The sequence below is a fragment of the Wandonia haliotis genome (genome assembly GCF_039523435.1).
Classification (GTDB): Bacteria; Bacteroidota; Bacteroidia; order Flavobacteriales_D; family Crocinitomicaceae; genus Wandonia; species Wandonia haliotis.
Window position 1 is genome coordinate 340,487 of the sequence record NZ_BAAAFH010000022.1, and the last position, 16,085, is coordinate 356,571.

Annotated in this window: 9 protein-coding genes; 1 reads left to right on the plus strand and 8 read right to left on the minus strand. The window is 40.8% G+C overall.

Annotated elements, in window-relative coordinates:
- Positions 1-19: 19 nt before the first annotated feature.
- The 8 genes from ABDZ97_RS14210 to ABDZ97_RS14245 all read right to left on the minus strand — a co-directional run bounded on the left by ABDZ97_RS14210 (position 20) and on the right by ABDZ97_RS14245 (position 14,753).
- Positions 20-1,456, minus strand: a complete 1,437-nt coding sequence (locus tag ABDZ97_RS14210) for an efflux transporter outer membrane subunit (RefSeq protein WP_343789046.1) — start codon at positions 1,454-1,456, stop codon at positions 20-22.
- Positions 1,446-4,583: an efflux RND transporter permease subunit gene (locus ABDZ97_RS14215; protein WP_343789050.1), complete on the minus strand. Its 3,138-nt coding sequence runs from the start codon at positions 4,581-4,583 to the stop codon at positions 1,446-1,448. The genes ABDZ97_RS14210 and ABDZ97_RS14215 overlap by 11 nt, the downstream gene beginning before the upstream one ends.
- 7 nt (positions 4,584-4,590) lie before the next feature.
- Positions 4,591-5,754, minus strand: coding sequence for an efflux RND transporter periplasmic adaptor subunit (locus ABDZ97_RS14220; RefSeq protein ID WP_343789053.1), 1,164 nt, complete (start codon positions 5,752-5,754; stop codon positions 4,591-4,593).
- Between the two features lie 16 nt (positions 5,755-5,770).
- A complete protein-coding gene (locus ABDZ97_RS14225) occupies positions 5,771-6,379 on the minus strand; it encodes a TetR/AcrR family transcriptional regulator (protein ID WP_343789056.1) in 609 nt (202 codons plus the stop codon).
- A gap of 180 nt (positions 6,380-6,559) precedes the next feature.
- Complete coding sequence (gene fabG / locus ABDZ97_RS14230) at positions 6,560-7,306, minus strand: 3-oxoacyl-[acyl-carrier-protein] reductase (protein ID WP_343789059.1); 747 nt, start codon at positions 7,304-7,306, stop codon at positions 6,560-6,562.
- 83 nt (positions 7,307-7,389) lie between these two features.
- The gene (locus tag ABDZ97_RS14235; RefSeq protein ID WP_343789062.1) at positions 7,390-8,103 is read right to left on the minus strand and encodes a Dph6-related ATP pyrophosphatase; all 714 of its coding nucleotides are present in this window, start codon (positions 8,101-8,103) and stop codon (positions 7,390-7,392) included.
- Between the two features lie 16 nt (positions 8,104-8,119).
- Positions 8,120-9,259 (minus strand): FAD:protein FMN transferase, encoded by a 1,140-nt coding sequence (locus ABDZ97_RS14240; RefSeq protein ID WP_343789065.1) that lies wholly within the window; start codon positions 9,257-9,259, stop codon positions 8,120-8,122.
- On the minus strand, positions 9,189-14,753 hold the full coding sequence (locus ABDZ97_RS14245; RefSeq protein ID WP_343789068.1) for a hypothetical protein: 5,565 nt from the start codon (positions 14,751-14,753) through the stop codon (positions 9,189-9,191). Before ABDZ97_RS14245 ends, ABDZ97_RS14240 begins: the two co-directional genes overlap by 71 nt.
- Positions 14,754-14,857: 104 nt before the next feature.
- Between ABDZ97_RS14245 and ABDZ97_RS14250 the strand changes: the two genes are divergently transcribed.
- Entirely contained in the window at positions 14,858-16,003 is a 1,146-nt protein-coding gene (locus tag ABDZ97_RS14250) for an NAD(P)/FAD-dependent oxidoreductase (RefSeq protein ID WP_343789071.1), read from the plus strand.
- Positions 16,004-16,085 lie beyond the last annotated feature (82 nt).

Genomic DNA, 16,085 nt, shown 5'->3' on the forward strand with positions numbered 1-16,085 from the left:
TCCTCCCCCAAATGTCATTTTATTTCCATCCACCACCTAAAGCCCGGTATAGATGAATCATTGCTTTATACTTACTTAATTCATCTGAGATTTCTTCAATCTGCGCTCCAAGTAATGCCTGTTCAGATGTAAGAACATCTGTATAGTTTGTAGAACTCGTAAATTCCAATAATTTCATTCGGAAAGTAACCGCATTTTGCAAAGCTTCAATTTGCTTTTCTCTGATCGCTTCTTTTTCCTCTATTGTTTTATAAGCAAAAAGAGCGTCTGTCACTTCCTGCCCGGCAACCAGCATACTTTTCTCGAAGTTATTGAACGCTTGTTGTTGCGCCAGTAAGGCATTTCTGTGATTTGCCTTCAATTTTCCTCTCTGAAAGAGCGGTTGCGTCAATCCTCCTACGATATTCGCAAAAATACTTTTCGGATCAAGTAAGGTACGCGTTGTTAAAGCTGAAATTCCAAAAGTTCCCGAAGTAAGTGTAATAGAAGGATAGAAAGATGCTTTCGCTACATTAGTTTGTTCAAAAGCTTCTCTGAAAGCCCATTCCGCCTCCATCACATCCGGACGATTTTGTAACAGCCGTGCCGGTACTCCCACCATCAATTCACGGGAAAGGTCTACTTCATCCAACTTCGACCGGTCAATGGTTTGAAATGGTTTTCCCAATAAAACACACAACGCATTTTCCAGTTCCCGAATCGATCGTCTTAATTCAGGAACCTGAATTTCCGCAGCATACAGATTAGATTCTGCCTGTACCAGATCTGCACGGGTAATCGTACCTGCCTCCAATAATGAGGACAGAGTATTCACGGTCTCTTTACGCAAATCAATTGTCCGCAGCGTAATTTCCAACTGCTTATCCAGTGCCATCAACGTGAAATACGACTCGGCAACAGAACTGATCAACGATGTCTGATACGCTCGTTTACCGGATTCTGCTTTCATAAATGAGGCATACGCTTTATTCTTGGCCGCTGTCATTTTTCCCCATATTTCCAATTCCCATGAACTGGTAACACCAATCGACACATTTGTCGTTTTGAGATTAATGTTAACGGATGGAGGTAAATTCAATGAATTCTGCGACGTATTATTGTACGTAACAGAAGGAGAGAAGTCTAAACTCGGCAAGAAAGCCAATTTACTTTGCTTCAATGAATTCTCTGCAGCCTGAATAGATAGTACAGCATTTTGAAAATCATAATTATTTGCCAGAGCCTCGTCTATCAGAACCAACAATTTAGGGTCCTTAAAAAACTCTTCCCATGAAATATCCCCGATACTTAACGTATCTGTAACCGTAGTATCTCGATATAATGAATCAACAAGTCCTTCTGAAAAATCAGGACGTTCATATTTTTTGGTGACTACACCGCAGGCATTCAGAACAAGTAGTCCGAATAGTATCCCTGCTATAATTTTAACTGAAAAACGTTTCATATTATTCTTCATGAATTTCACTATTCTCTCTCTTTTTTCCGGAAACCTTTTCCTGTAAATACTGGAATACGACGAACAAAGCCGGGATAACCAGTATTCCCAACAAGGTTCCTGTTAACATTCCTCCAATAGCTCCTGTTCCAATAGAGTTGTTCCCGATAGCTCCGGCTCCTTTCGACAACATCAGCGGCAAAAGCCCTAAGATAAATGCAAAAGATGTCATCAAAATCGGACGGAAACGCGCTACAGCACCCTGTACAGCAGCTTCAACAAGCCCCATTCCCCGCTTTCTCCTGTCTACCGAGTACTCTACAATCAGAATGGCATTCTTAGCCAACAATCCTATCAACATGATCAGGGTGATCTGCAAATAGATATTGTTACTGATAGCAAAAAGATTGGCGAAAAGGAATGTTCCCGCTAACCCAACCGGCACTGACAACAAAACAGAAAATGGCAGAAGATAACTCTCATATTGAGCTGCCAACAGGAAGTAAACGAAAACAACTGACAGCAGGAAAATGTATATCGTCTGACCACCTGCATTCAACTCTTCACGCGTCATTCCCGAAAACTCGTATCCGTAACCAACCGGCAGTGTTTCTTCGGCAACTTCTTCGATCGCATCAATCGCATCTCCTGATGAATATCCCTGATCAGGAGCACCGGTAATCGTAATACTGGTAAACAGGTTAAAGCGATTAATAATCTGTGGTCCAAGTACCCGTTCTATCGTAATAAACTCGGTAATCGGAGCCATATCTCCATTCGCATTTCTTACCATTATTTTTCGCAACGACTCCTTATCTGCCCGGAATTCGGGTGCTGCCTGGTACATAACACGATACTGCTTTCCGAAAGCGTTAAAGTTGGAAGCATAAACTCCTCCATAATACCCTTGCAACGTACTTAGTATGTGATTAACAGGGATACCTGCTTTCTTCGCTTCTGCCGCCTTCACATCTATCAGGTACTGCGGGAAATTCGGAGAAAAAGAAGTCGAAGCATATTGAATTTCGGGACGACTGTTCAGTTTTGCCAAAAATTCGTTTTTAACCCCGTCAAAATCGGTTATTGAACCACCTTTTTGATCCTGAAGCTGTAATTCAAAACCGGAAGAGAATCCAAAACCACGGATGGTAGGCGGGGCAAAGAAAATAATACGGGCATCATTTATTTTCCCGGTTTGCATAAAGAGCTTCTTAACGATACTCTGCACATCCTGACCTTGCCCTGTGCGTTCTGCCCATCGTTTCAACTTAACGATAATCATTCCGTAATTGGAACCGGAACCGGAAATCAATGACCGACCTGAAATTCTCAAAATGTTATTGACTTCAGGGATTTCCTTCACCACTTTTTCTATCTCCAGTAATACGGTCTCCGTTCTTTCTATCGAGGTTCCCGGAGGAAGAGAGATATCAGACATGATAGACCCCGTATCCTCATTAGGAACAAAGGCCTTTGGTGTTGTTTGCATAAGGAATACAAAAAGTCCTATAAATGCTGCAATAAAACCAAAAGTCAGCCATTTTCGGGCGATAAAGAAGTTTACTATCTTTCCATATTTATTGGTTGTTGCTGTAAACCCAGTATTAAATGCCACATAAAATCGTTGTAAGAAATTCTTGTTCTTATGCTCTTCATGTGGTTTCAAAAGGATAGCACAAAGTGCGGGAGACAATGTTAACGCGTTAACTGCTGAAAGTAGAATTGCAATCGCAAGAGTTAGCCCGAATTGCTTATAAAATACACCTGCCGAACCGGAAATAAAACTCACCGGAATAAATACGGCCGCCATGACAAGTGTAATGGAGATAATTGCCCCAGAAATGTCATGCATGGCTGCAAAACTTGCTTTTCGTGCATTCTTTTCACCTTCTTCCATTTTTGCGTGGACCGCCTCGACGACGACAATGGCGTCATCCACTACAATTCCCACCGCAAGCACCAAAGCAAATAAGGTCAACAGGTTGATGGTAAAACCAAATAAACTCAGGAAGAAAAATGTTCCGATAATAGCTACGGGAACAGAGATGGCAGGGATCAATGTAGAACGCCAATCCTGAAGGAAGAGGAATACAACAATAAATACAAGAATAAATGCCTCTACCAATGTTGAAATTACTTTCTTAATCGACGCATCCAGAAAGTCATTTGCATTAACAAGACTGGTGTAATCTACCCCAGAAGGAAATTTCACCTTTTCCTCTTCCAGTACTTTCAAACAGTCTTCAATTACCTGCTGAGCATTGGAACCAGCTGTCTGACTGATTGCTACACCAACCGATTCATTTCCATTTGTAAACGAATTACTGGCGTAACTTTGTGCACCCAACTCAATACGAGCGATATCTTTCAGATAAAGTACCTGACCACTCTCATCCGACCGAATCACAATATCCCCGAATTCAGTCTCATTTTGAAGACGTCCTTTGTATTTCAGCATATACTGAAAGGACTGGTCTCCGTTTTCCCCGAACTGACCGGGAGCTGCTTCAATATTTTGTTCTGCCAATACCGCCTGAATGTCATCCGGAACTAATCCATAACTAGCCATCACATCCGGCTTCAGCCAGATCCGCATGGAGTAATCCTTCTGCCCGAATACCATGGCTTCTCCTACCCCGGTAACACGTTTGATTTTCGGAAGAATGTTAATATTGGCGTAGTTCTGCAAGAACGTCTGGTCATACGCCGTATTCTCTGAATACAACGAGAAGATCAAAATATTATCCGACTGTCTCTTGGCTGTATTTACCCCGGACCGGGTTACTTCCTGGGGTAAAAGAGGGGTTGCACGCGCTACTCTGTTCTGAACGTTTACAGCCGCCAGATCCGGGTTAGTACCCAGCTTGAAATAGATATTAATATTTGCAGTTCCATCATTAGAAGAGGTGGAAGTCATATATAACATGTCTTCCACTCCGTTAATTTGTTCTTCCAGCGGAATTACAACAGAATTCATTACCACATCTGCATTAGCTCCCTGATAATTTGCAGATACTGTCACCGTCGGAGGTGCAATCTCCGGATACTGCGATACAGGAAGCGTAATCAGACCAATTACTCCCAGAATGACAATGAGAATAGAAATAACTGTTGAAAGAACTGGTCTTTCAATAAACTTATTAAACATAAAAATCTTATTTACTTAAATTATCCGCCAGCTGAATGACTTCTTTTGTGTCAACCTTAACCGGTTCAATAACTGTACCTTCTGTCAACAAGCCTATTCCCTCTACAACAACGCGATCATTAACCGCCAGTCCTTCATCCACAACGAAATACTTTCCTCCGGGTACAGGACGTACTTTTACAGGAACACCTTTTACAGCATTTCCTTCACCTACGATAAATGCCATTCGCTTGTCCTGTAACTCAACAGTTGCTCCTTGTGGAATAACAATACGGTTCTCAACTTTAGTCGGGATTTGTATACGCGCACTTCCTCCGGAAAGAAGAACTCTTTCTTTATTCGGAAATGCTGCTTTTACACGAACAGAACCTGTCAATGTATTAACAATACCTGAAAAACTCTCTATATGTCCCTCTTCTTCGTATTCTTCTCCTGTTGATAGAATCAACGACACGGCATCCATATTTTTAATTTTCTCGGCCATATCTTTCCCTTCCAGGTTTCTCATCATCTCCAATTGCTCTTTTTCATTCAGAGCAAAAGAGGCATAGACTTCACTGATATCCGAAACGGTTGTTAACGGTTCTTGTGTAGCATTACTGATATAACTTCCTACTTTAAAAGGAATAACTCCCACTACCCCAGTAACCGGGCTTTGAATTTTAGTATACCCCACATTGGTTCGGGCATTGGATAACTGAGCCTTAATCTGTGCCAAGTTAGCCTCCGCTGATTTCAATTTCAATTCCGCTGCCTGCAGATCAAATGCAGAAACAATTTTCTCATCTACCAACGGACGTGTTTTTTCCACCTGAAGACGAGCTGTGGCAATTTCTGATTCGGCAGCTGCTTTCGACGCTTCCAACCGCATTACATCCTGATTGTATTGCGGATTTGATATCGTAAACAATAGCTGACCCTTTTTCACTTCCTGTCCTTCAATAACGTGGATCTGTTCAATATACCCGTCTATTTTTGAACGGATACTAACATCCTGCTTACCTTCCAGTGTCGCAGGATATGAAGTCAACAAGGTTACATTTTCACCTGTTGCTTCGATGAACTTATATGGCTTAGCCTGCTGTACCTGCTTACCATTCTGTTCACTCTGACCACAAGCTGTCAATACCAACAACCCCGCAATCCCTGCAATAAATTTAAAACTCCTCATTCCTACTTTTACTGTTTTAATTAAATACCATACGTAAAGCAACTTCTTTACGTTCTGCCAACATTTGTTCGTAATCGTGTTCCGAAATATTGAATGCACTCTGGTAAATTGGCTTCATTACTTTCGGATATGAAATCAATGCGATAATCGTAATGATAAAATCAATCGGCTGTTTGAATTTTAGCCTCCCGGTTTTTATCTCCTCATCAATCTCACAAAGAAAAACCGACAACTCTTCAATGTATTTAGGTTGTACAATTGATGCTTCTCTGTTAGAAATTTTCGCCGTCTCGTGAATATTGAACACCTCCAAAAACGGGTATTTATCCCTGAACTCAAGAACAAAATCAATAAACAACTCTACTTTCTCTCTGAAAGGAATTTTTTCCAGATATACCCTTGCTAGTTCTTCCTTCATTTCTTTCATTACCTCGGCATGTGCTTTCGCAAAGAGGTTCTGTTTAGAGCGGAAATAATAATTTACAAGGGTTCTGTTCACACCCGCAAAGTCAGCTATTTCCTGAGTGCTTGCATGTAACAATCCACGCGAAAAGAAAAGCTCTTTTGCTTTCACCAACAATTGCTCTTCTGTTGATTCACAAGGATTTGACGATTCGTTTAACATACTGTTTGACAAAAGTGTCAACAAAAGTAGTCAATAAACCCGATCAGGGCATAGTTACCCTGGTAATTTAACATTTTTTTAATTCGTAAAAATCGGATTCCTATCAGGAAATTCGGAATTAGTTTGCACAAAAAAACGGCCCCCTAAGAAGCCGTTTCACTATTCATATTTTGTCCAGTATTACATCAACATACCACCACAAACATGCAATGTCTGTCCTGTAACATACGCTGACATTTCAGAAGCCAGGAATACGGTAGCATTCGCAACATCTTCCGGTGTACCTCCTCTTTTTAGAGGAATTGAAGCTCTCCATTCCTCAACAACTTTCGGATCAAGCACTTCTGTCATTTCTGTTTCAATAAATCCGGGAGCAATGGCATTACAACGAATGTTTCGGGATCCCAATTCCTGTGCCACGGATTTCGAAAAACCAATCATACCCGCTTTTGAAGCTGCATAATTAGCCTGTCCGGCATTTCCTGAAACACCTACAACCGAAGACATATTTATAATTGATCCCGCTTTTGCTTTCAACATAGGACGAATAACCGCCTTTGTCAGGTTAAAAGCAGACTTCAGATTCGTATTAATAACTTCATCCCACTGCTCTTCTGTCATTCGCATTAAAAGTGTATCACGTGTAATTCCGGCATTGTTAACCAGTACATCCACTTTACCATAGGTAGCTACAACATCATCTACCAATTGCTGTGCTGCTTCAAAATCACCGGCATTTGATTTGAATCCTTTCGCCACACCACCATTTGCTGTTAACTCCTGCTCTAATGCTTTTGCTTTTTCGTCTGAAGAAACATACGTAAACGCAACCGTCGCCCCTTGTTCTACAAACTTTTGAGCGATCGCTTTACCTATTCCTCTTGACGCTCCTGTTATAATTGCTACTTTTCCTTCCAGTAATCTCATAATGTATTGTTTAAGCACATCCCGAATCAATTCAGGCGGTCAAATATAGGTAGTCTGTCTCAGAAAAAGAAACCCGTCATAAATTATTGATTGTTTACAGGGATCAGATCAATGAACCAGTAAGCTGTCTCTTCATATTCTTCTGAAGGAGCAGGATATGTCTTTTTAACGATTTCCCCTTTAGAAAACTGAACCGGTTTAGCAAACAATGGACCGTCAAATACAAAAGTATGAAACTCTCCGTTTTCACCACAGGGATCAACTCCCTCAGGCAATTCTTCCAGAAGTTTCTTATCTATAACTCGCCCGACAAAACTCTGATCCAAAACACATGCATCGACACAGGTTATTATCGTTTTAAACCCCAAATCTATAAATTCACGTATCAATTCTCCCGTATCTCTTCCCCATAGCGGAAAAACAGCAGTAATACCTGCTTTTTTAAGGTTATTCTCCCGATAGACACGTAAATCTTCCAGAAAAATATCACCAAATGCAGCATACGAAACACCTCTCTGGGTATATACTTTCAATTGTTTCTGCATACGTACTTCATACACTTCCATATTCGTGTTTTCAGGAATATACATCAGATCACAAGGAAGTCCGATGGCTTTTACCTGTTCTTTCAAAAGCTCTGTACGCACACCATGCATAGAAATACGATCCGCACCGGAAGTAACGGTTGTCAAAAGCGAAACAACTTCACTATCTTTTGTTTGCCGTAAGGTATAAAGCGCCATACAAGAGTCTTTTCCCCCACTCCAATTCAGAAAAACTTTTCGTTGTTGTTTCATTTACAAACACTCTTCATTAATCCAGAAATCGCTTCATTCCGGGAGTAAAGAATTTTTCCATTCGCCCCTTTTTATTTGTAAAAATAAGCAGCACTTCCAGATGTAAATCGGAATTCGTTTCCAGAAACTCCATTGCTTTTTCCGTTCCCATCACCATAAAAGCAGTTGCATACGCATCCGATGTCGAAGCCTGCGCTGACCAGACCGTTGCACTCAATAACGTATGCTGTACAGGGTAACCCGTAACAGGGTTGATTGTATGACTATATTTTATTCCGTCTTTTTCGTAATACTTACGATAATTTCCGGAAGTAGCCACTGCCCCGCCACGCAAGTTTACAACATTCGTAATATCACGTATTTCATCTCGTCCGTCATTGGATTCCTTGGGGGCATCAACACCTATTCTCCAGAAATGCCCTTCCCGGTTCCGTCCTTTTACCCGAACTTCTCCACCAATCTCTACAAAGTAATTTTCATGTCCTTTTTCCTCCAGATACTTTGCCACAACGTCAACAGAAAGTCCCTGCGCAATAGCATTAAAATCCATCCTCAGTCCCTGTTTCTTTTTGGTCAATGAAAAACGTCCGTCACCTAAATTCTTATAATCAAAATCAATCCCACTCCGGAACCCAGTCATGGCCAACAAAGAATCTACTATATGCTGATCCATTTCCATTCCAGGATCTTTCAAAAACCCCCATCCTGCAACCAGTGGATATACCGTAGGGTCAAATGCTCCCTTTGTCCGATCATAAACACGCATTGACTCCTCGATACACTGTTGAAAATACTGCTGTTGATCATCGAAATAATAAACTCCCGGAGAAGCTACATTGAATCTGGAAACAATTGACTCTGGAATATACGACGACAGAGATGTATCGAAATCCTTTAGTAAATTATCAATCTCCTGTTGAGATACCAGAAGAGAATCATCTCCTGTAATAATCGTATAGGAAGTTCCCTGCGCATAACCAGAGATTAATTGATCTATACGTACCTCATCGTTGTCTGTTTCAAATTTTTCTTCAGAAACCGGAGCATCACAAGCTGTAAGGAATAAGGCTCCCGTTAGTATAAACTTACTTATGACGCACCAGTTTCGCGTCTTGTGTATCTCTTTGCCAAACATATTCTGCAATCGGTTCTCCATTTTTCGTATAAGTCGTTCCGTATTTATTCGAGCTACGTACATATACATCTCCACGTCCATCCTTCACAACAATTCGACGGGTTTTCATTTCAACCAACAATCCGTCCTCATCCTCTATTGTAAAGTTTTGTTCTGTTACTCCTTCCGGAAATTCTTCTCCCAGGGTATTGGCTACAGATTCAGAAAATCGAATTCCTTTTGTCTCAAGACTCTCCAACATACGACGCATCTCAAGCGTTCGTTTTTTCTTGTCCTCAGAATCCTTACCTGCCTGATCTTCCAAATCTTGCTTTGTAGAAGTGATAATCTCGTTATTGTCCGTTTGTTTTTCTGACTCTTTTTCCTTTTCCTTGCGGACTCCTTCTTCAATATTGGAAACCGTCTTTTTCGTCAGGTAAATATCTTTTGTTTTATCATCTGATTGCTTAGAAAAATGATCTCCCTGTTCTTTATTCAACCCCTCGACAGCATCCACAATCTCCTCTCTTTCTTCTGCTCTGTCACTAACAGCTACTTCGTATTTCTCTTCTACTTTACCGACTTCTTTTCTTGTATCCAGAATTTCGGTTTTCTTCTCATCTGTTCTTTCAGCAGCCACATCATCCTGATGCTTGAATAAGCCTTTCACAGTCTCGACATTTTCCTGCCTGTCCAAATCCCGTCCTTCATTATCCGCACTAACCTCTTCATTAACCGCAATAATTTTCCCTTCAATTGTTTTGATTACCTCATAATCCGAAAGCGCTTTTTCTCTGACATTATCTGATATTTCTTTATTAACTCGTGAAATTTTATCATCAATATCTTTACCGATCAAAAGCAAGTCCTCTTCAGCAGAGTTCTTGTTTTTGGAAATTTCTTCCATTTCCTGAATCATTCTTTGAACCCGGTCGTATTCTGTCAATAACTCTTCATCGGTCTTGGTATCGAGATCAAATTTCAATCCTTTTAATGCCATCTCATTGGCATCAACAATCATCTTACCTTCTTCCTGAAACCCGGAATGTTTCTCTTCAACATCCACAACCAACGATCGGGTCTCCTGATGAACAACCTGTTCATCCATAGCGTCATTTCTTAATTTCTGCTCAATTTCATACGTTTTCCCTTTTATGATTTCCTCATTCTCATTTGGGATTACGATTTTACCTTCTTCATGTTGCGCTTTTTCAATCACCACCTGACGAGCATATGCTTCTCTTCTTAATCGTTCTGCATAAGCAAACAGATTGTCTTCCGCTTCTTTTGCTTTCAGGGAAGTATTCAACTGATCCACCTCTTCCGCTATCACCTGTTGTTCTTCGCTCCTGTCTGCTTCAAACGCTGACTTTTCTTTTTCTATCTCCGCTACGACTTCTCTTGCTTTTAAACGCTCCTCTTCTTCTGATTCAGAAACTACGACTGACTTATCCTGAATCTCTTCCTCCGTTTTCTTGACTTTCAGGTTGCGTTTGTATCTTCGGTTCTCTTCCGCCTTCACAAAAAGAGCTTCTCCTTCCAAAATAGAGATATTCTCTTTTTTACCAAGGTTCTCCAGTTTGACAGGCATTTTACCTCCGTTTGCTAAAATGGCCTCTATCTCAACCAGCTTATCTTTCGGATACTGATCATTAGCACGGAAAGTAAGTGCTCTTTCATACATTCCTTTTGCCTTCTCCCAATTCTCACTATCAAAAAAGTCGTCGGCTTTTGCCAGAATTTTCAGATATTGCTTCTCAGCTTCTTTCTCGGATTCTTCTTTTTGTTTCTCAATTACTAAATTCAACTGACTTTTCGCATACTTATCCAAAGGACGAATTGTCAACGCCTCCTGATAGAATTCCTGTGCTGATTTCCAATCCTCCTTCACAAAACGGGTATCAGCTTTACTGATCACTTTTCGGTATGCCTGTTCCGTTTCTGCTTCTTTCAGTTTCTGTTCTGCGATACTCTCCAGAATTTTATTGATTTCTTCAATCTTATCCAAAGCAGCTTTATCGTTTGGCTTTACTTTCAATGCTTCATTGTAAGCATTTTTTGCCACATCATAATTTTCCTCAGAAAACGCTCTGTTCCCCTGTCCGATCCATTCTGCATATTTTTGATTATCCGCCTGATTCTTTTCTGATTCGATCAGTGCCTTCACTTCCTGAATTCGTTTTTGGGCATCCGGATCACCTGCCTTAACCGCAAGTGCTTTCTCAAACGTCTTTATTGCCTCCTGGTAATTCCTTGCATCAGCCAGTTTATTTCCTTCGGACATATATTTCTTATATTCTTGCTGTGCTTTCTCGGCATTCATCTTCGATGCCATCAGATTATTCACCTGTTCAATTTTCTGCCCCGGTAACGACTCATTAGGTTTCAGGTTTTTTGCTTTCACAAACTGTTCAAGTGCTCCGGACAAATCTCCGGCAGCCAGTTTAGCATCTCCACTTTTCATAGCTGCATCGTACTCCGCAGTAACTTCTGCATTTTCTGCTTCCTGCTTTTTACGTTGCTCTATTATCTCCCTTATTTCTGCAATTTTTTGTGTTGGGTACGCGTCGGCAGGTTTGATTGTCAGGGCACGCTCATAATAACCAATTGCGTTTTCAAAATCTTCTGCATTTTTCAGCTGATCGGCTTTATCAATAATCTTTTGATAGTTTCTTTCCTCCTGCTCCTGTGTTTCCGCTTTCATTCGTGCTTCCACATCTTCCAGTTTACGACGAATAGCATCATCTTCTCGCAGAGAAAGCGCCTCATGATATTTTTCTTTTGCTCCATCATAATTCCCTGCCCCTAACTTCGTATCTCCTTCACTAACGAGTTGTGCGATTTGATTATTCAGTTTCTGATCGGCCGACTGTTTTGCTAATCGGTCTTTTAGTTCACTGATCTTTTGACGGGGAAGTTCTTCTTCCGGTTTGATCTGTGTCGCCTTTTCATATTCTGCAATTGCTCCGGATAAATTTCCCGACGCTTCCTGCCCCTGAGCACGGGCGATGGTCTCACTATAATTTTGTTCTTTAGACAATTCAGCTTCTTTTTCCGCTAATTCTTCCGAAATAGCAGTAATGCGTTGGCGAACGTCAGCGTCTTCTTTATACGATAATGCCTCTTCAAATTTTGCAATGGCTCCCTTCAAATCTCCCGAACCATACAAAGAATTAGCCGCAGCAACCAGTTCTGTAAACTGCTGTTCTTTTTCAACTTCCGATTGTTTCGCTGCCAGCTTATCATTTAATTTTTTGATTTGCTCTTTGGGGTATTCATTTAAAGCATCAATCTCCTGAGCTTCCTGATAAACCGCTATTGCTTCCGCATACTTCTCAGCGTCACGTAGCTGATCTGCCTGAGCTATTTTCTGCTGGTACAACTGCTCCTGTTGCTCTTTTTTAAGACGTTCTGCCAGTTGCTCATCAATTTGAGTAATTTGTCCTTTTGGATAGGCCTCATCTTTAACGCCTAATGCATCCTGATACTTCGCCTTGGCTTCTTCGAGTTTTCCTGCATTCAACAGTCCGTCCGCCTCTGCAATCAACTGATTATACTGAGCTTCCTGTTCCGCATTAGCCGCCTGTTGTTCTAATAATTGATTAATTTCAGCTATCTTGTCTTTTGGCTCCTGTTCATTCGGTTTTAATCCGGAAGCTTCCTCGTACTTTGCTTTTGCAGTAACTAAATCTCCCGTAGAAAAAGTATTCTTCGCCGCCTCCATTGCTGAAGTATAGTTGCTTTCTAATTCTTCAGCAGCCGCTAACTCACCAAGAAGGGCGTTTATTTCCTCAATTTTTTCACCCGGTAGACTTTCTGCCGGTTTTATCGTCTGCGCCTCCTGATACTTTGATTTCGCCTCCTGATATTTCTGTTGCTGGAATAATTGTCCTGCTGCCGCAATTAATTCATCATACTGTTTTTGTTGTTCAGCTGCCGCATTCTGTTCTGCCAGTTTACTGTCAATCAACTCCACCTGACTTTTCGGGTACCCTTCCTCCGGTTTAATAGTTGATGCTGATAAATAGACCGGTTTGGCTTCGGTCAATTTACCTTCGACAAAAAGTTGATCTGCTTCGGCAATTTTTTCAGCAAATTCCTTCTCCAGTTGTTCCTGATTCTTTAATTTCTCTATCTCAGCCTGCGCTAGAACTATTTTATCTTTTGGGGTCTGTTCGTCAGGTTTAATTCCTAAAGCTTTGTTGTAAGCATCAATTGATTTCTGCCACTCTTTCGCATCAAAGAAGGTATTTGCTTCCGCTAAAGCCTCCTCATACGCTTTGTCTTTAGCCATCTGATCTGCCAGATTTTGTAAAATTCCTTCGATCTCAGTTATTTTATCTTTTGGCTCCTGTTCATCCGGTTTCAATCCGGAAGCCTCAACATACTTGCTTTTGGCTTCTTCGTAGTTTTTCTGATCAAACAGAGCTTTTGCCGCAGTCATAGCAGCTGTATATTCCTTCTCCAATTTTTCAGCAGCATCTGCATCAGCCATTATTTTCTCTATGTTCTGAATCTGATCCTTTGGATACTGCTCTTCTTTTTTCTCCAGCGCCTGCTGATAGGTCTGAATGGCTTTTTCATAGTTTTTCTGATCACGCAGATTATCTGCTGCCTGAATCAAATTATAATACTCTTCATTCTTTTGTTTCTCTTCCAGCTCTTTTCGCTTCTGTTCAGAAAGAATTTCATCAATTGCCACAACTCTCTCCGTCGCATGCTTATCATTTGGTTTGTACCCCAAAGCTTCTTCGTATCCAGAGAGTGCTTTATTCCAATCTTTTTCAATAAATGCCTTGTCCGCAGCAGCTATCGCTTCATTGTATTTAGCTTCTTGTTCCGCTAGTTTTTTTGCTTCTTCTTCCTCTTTTATTTTCGCTTTTGCTTCCTCAATTTTCGTCTTTGGTAAAGCTTCTGTTGGTTTTAATTTTTCCGCATTCTGGTAATGACTCAATGCCTCTTTGTATTCCTTCAAAGCCATCGATTTATCACCTGCAGCCATCGATTCGTCGTATTGCTTATTAATCGCTTCCGTCTGATCGCCCAGTTCCTCCTTCTTTTCCAACATGTCATCGATCTTAGACTTCATGGAAGAAATCTGTTTCCCATCCATATCGACCATCATCTTTTTCATGTTGACCGAAAAAGTGGTTGTGGGTTCCTGCGCAAAAAAGGACATATCTACTCCGGGAACTTCAGCATAAAGTGTCATCTCCATTTCCTGCATCAAGTCTCCTGCCGGCAAATCCTCTTCATTAACCCCTACTAAATCAACATAAAGGTGACGGGCAGCAAGACCACCTTTATTAAATTCTATTTTATACCTTTTTCCGTAATCGAGTGCAACCTTAAATTTACCGGAATTGGAAGTAACTGTAGTAGTAACCGGAGATCCATTTGCTGTAACCGTAACGGTCACATCACCTTCACGGCGATTCATATCATCATTAGTTACCGCTCCGAAAAGCAAAAACTTACTTTGCCCTATCGAATAGGAAGCAGTTAAAAGGAAAAGAAATAATATTATGTTTTTCATTTCGGTTACTTCAACGCAATTCGGTACACTTTGTTACCAAAAAAGTTCATTCTTTAACTTACAAATATCGTGAAAAATTAGCATACTTGTTAAAAACGAACACAATGCTTTCATTTAGCGACTTAAGTTACTGGGAAAAAAGATCTTTCACGGAAAACATTGATTATGTCATTATTGGCTCCGGGATTGTTGGCCTCAGTACCGCTATCGAGTTAAAGCAATTACATCCGGAAAGTAAAATTGTTATTCTCGAAAGGGGTTATTTACCCACTGGAGCAAGCACAAAAAATGCAGGTTTCGCCTGTTTCGGAAGTCCGTCAGAGCTTCTCGACGACCTTAAAACTACTACTCCGGGTAATGTCAAAGAGATAATTCAGTTGCGCGTACAAGGATTGAGACGTTTACTAAACCGACTTGGTACAGCAGATATAGATTATCAGAACTGTGGATCGTATGATCTTTTTACAGAACAGGAAGCTGATGCATTCACCTACTGTTCTTCACAAATTCCCTTCCTCAACAATCTCATAGAAGAAACCACGGGGTTACGCGATTGTTATTCCGTTTGCAAGAAGGGAACGATCCCGGGATTACCCAATATTCACGGAGCAATCTACAATCGTCATGAAGGCAGCATTGACACCGGAAAAATGATGAGTTCACTAGTAAGGGAAGCCGTAAAATCAGGTATCCTACTACTTAACCGGATACAGGTTATTGACATTCTTTCACAAGAAAACAATGTTATGATAGCAACTGAATTCGGGCCACTTTTCGCTAAAAAGGTAGCTTTATGTACCAACGGACTTACGCAATCTTTATATCCGGATATAGAACTGGAACCTGCCCGGGCACAAGTACTTGTTACCTCACCTATTCACAATCTTCAACTCAACAGCACATATCACTATGATAAAGGATATTTTTATTTCAGGACAGTGGACACAAACCGAATATTGATCGGTGGTGCACGTAATTATGACTTTGCAGGGGAACGAACCGAAAAAATAGAAAATACAAACCTTATTCTCGACAAAATTCAGGAATTACTTCGTCAGGTAATTATCCCTGATCAATCATTCGCGATCGATTATCAATGGGCCGGAATTATGGGGATAGGAAAAAACAAAGCTCCTATCCTGAAAGAACTGGAGCCAAACATCTATTGTGCTGTCCGTTTAGGCGGCATGGGAGTTGCAATGGGTTCTGAATTAGGCTCTCGTCTTGCCAACTTACTTTCTTTCAGATAAACAGAAAGGCATGCACAGTTAACACCAAAAGTATTGATCTGTGAAAAATCACTTTTTTAAACCAATCAATTTGTTATTTTTG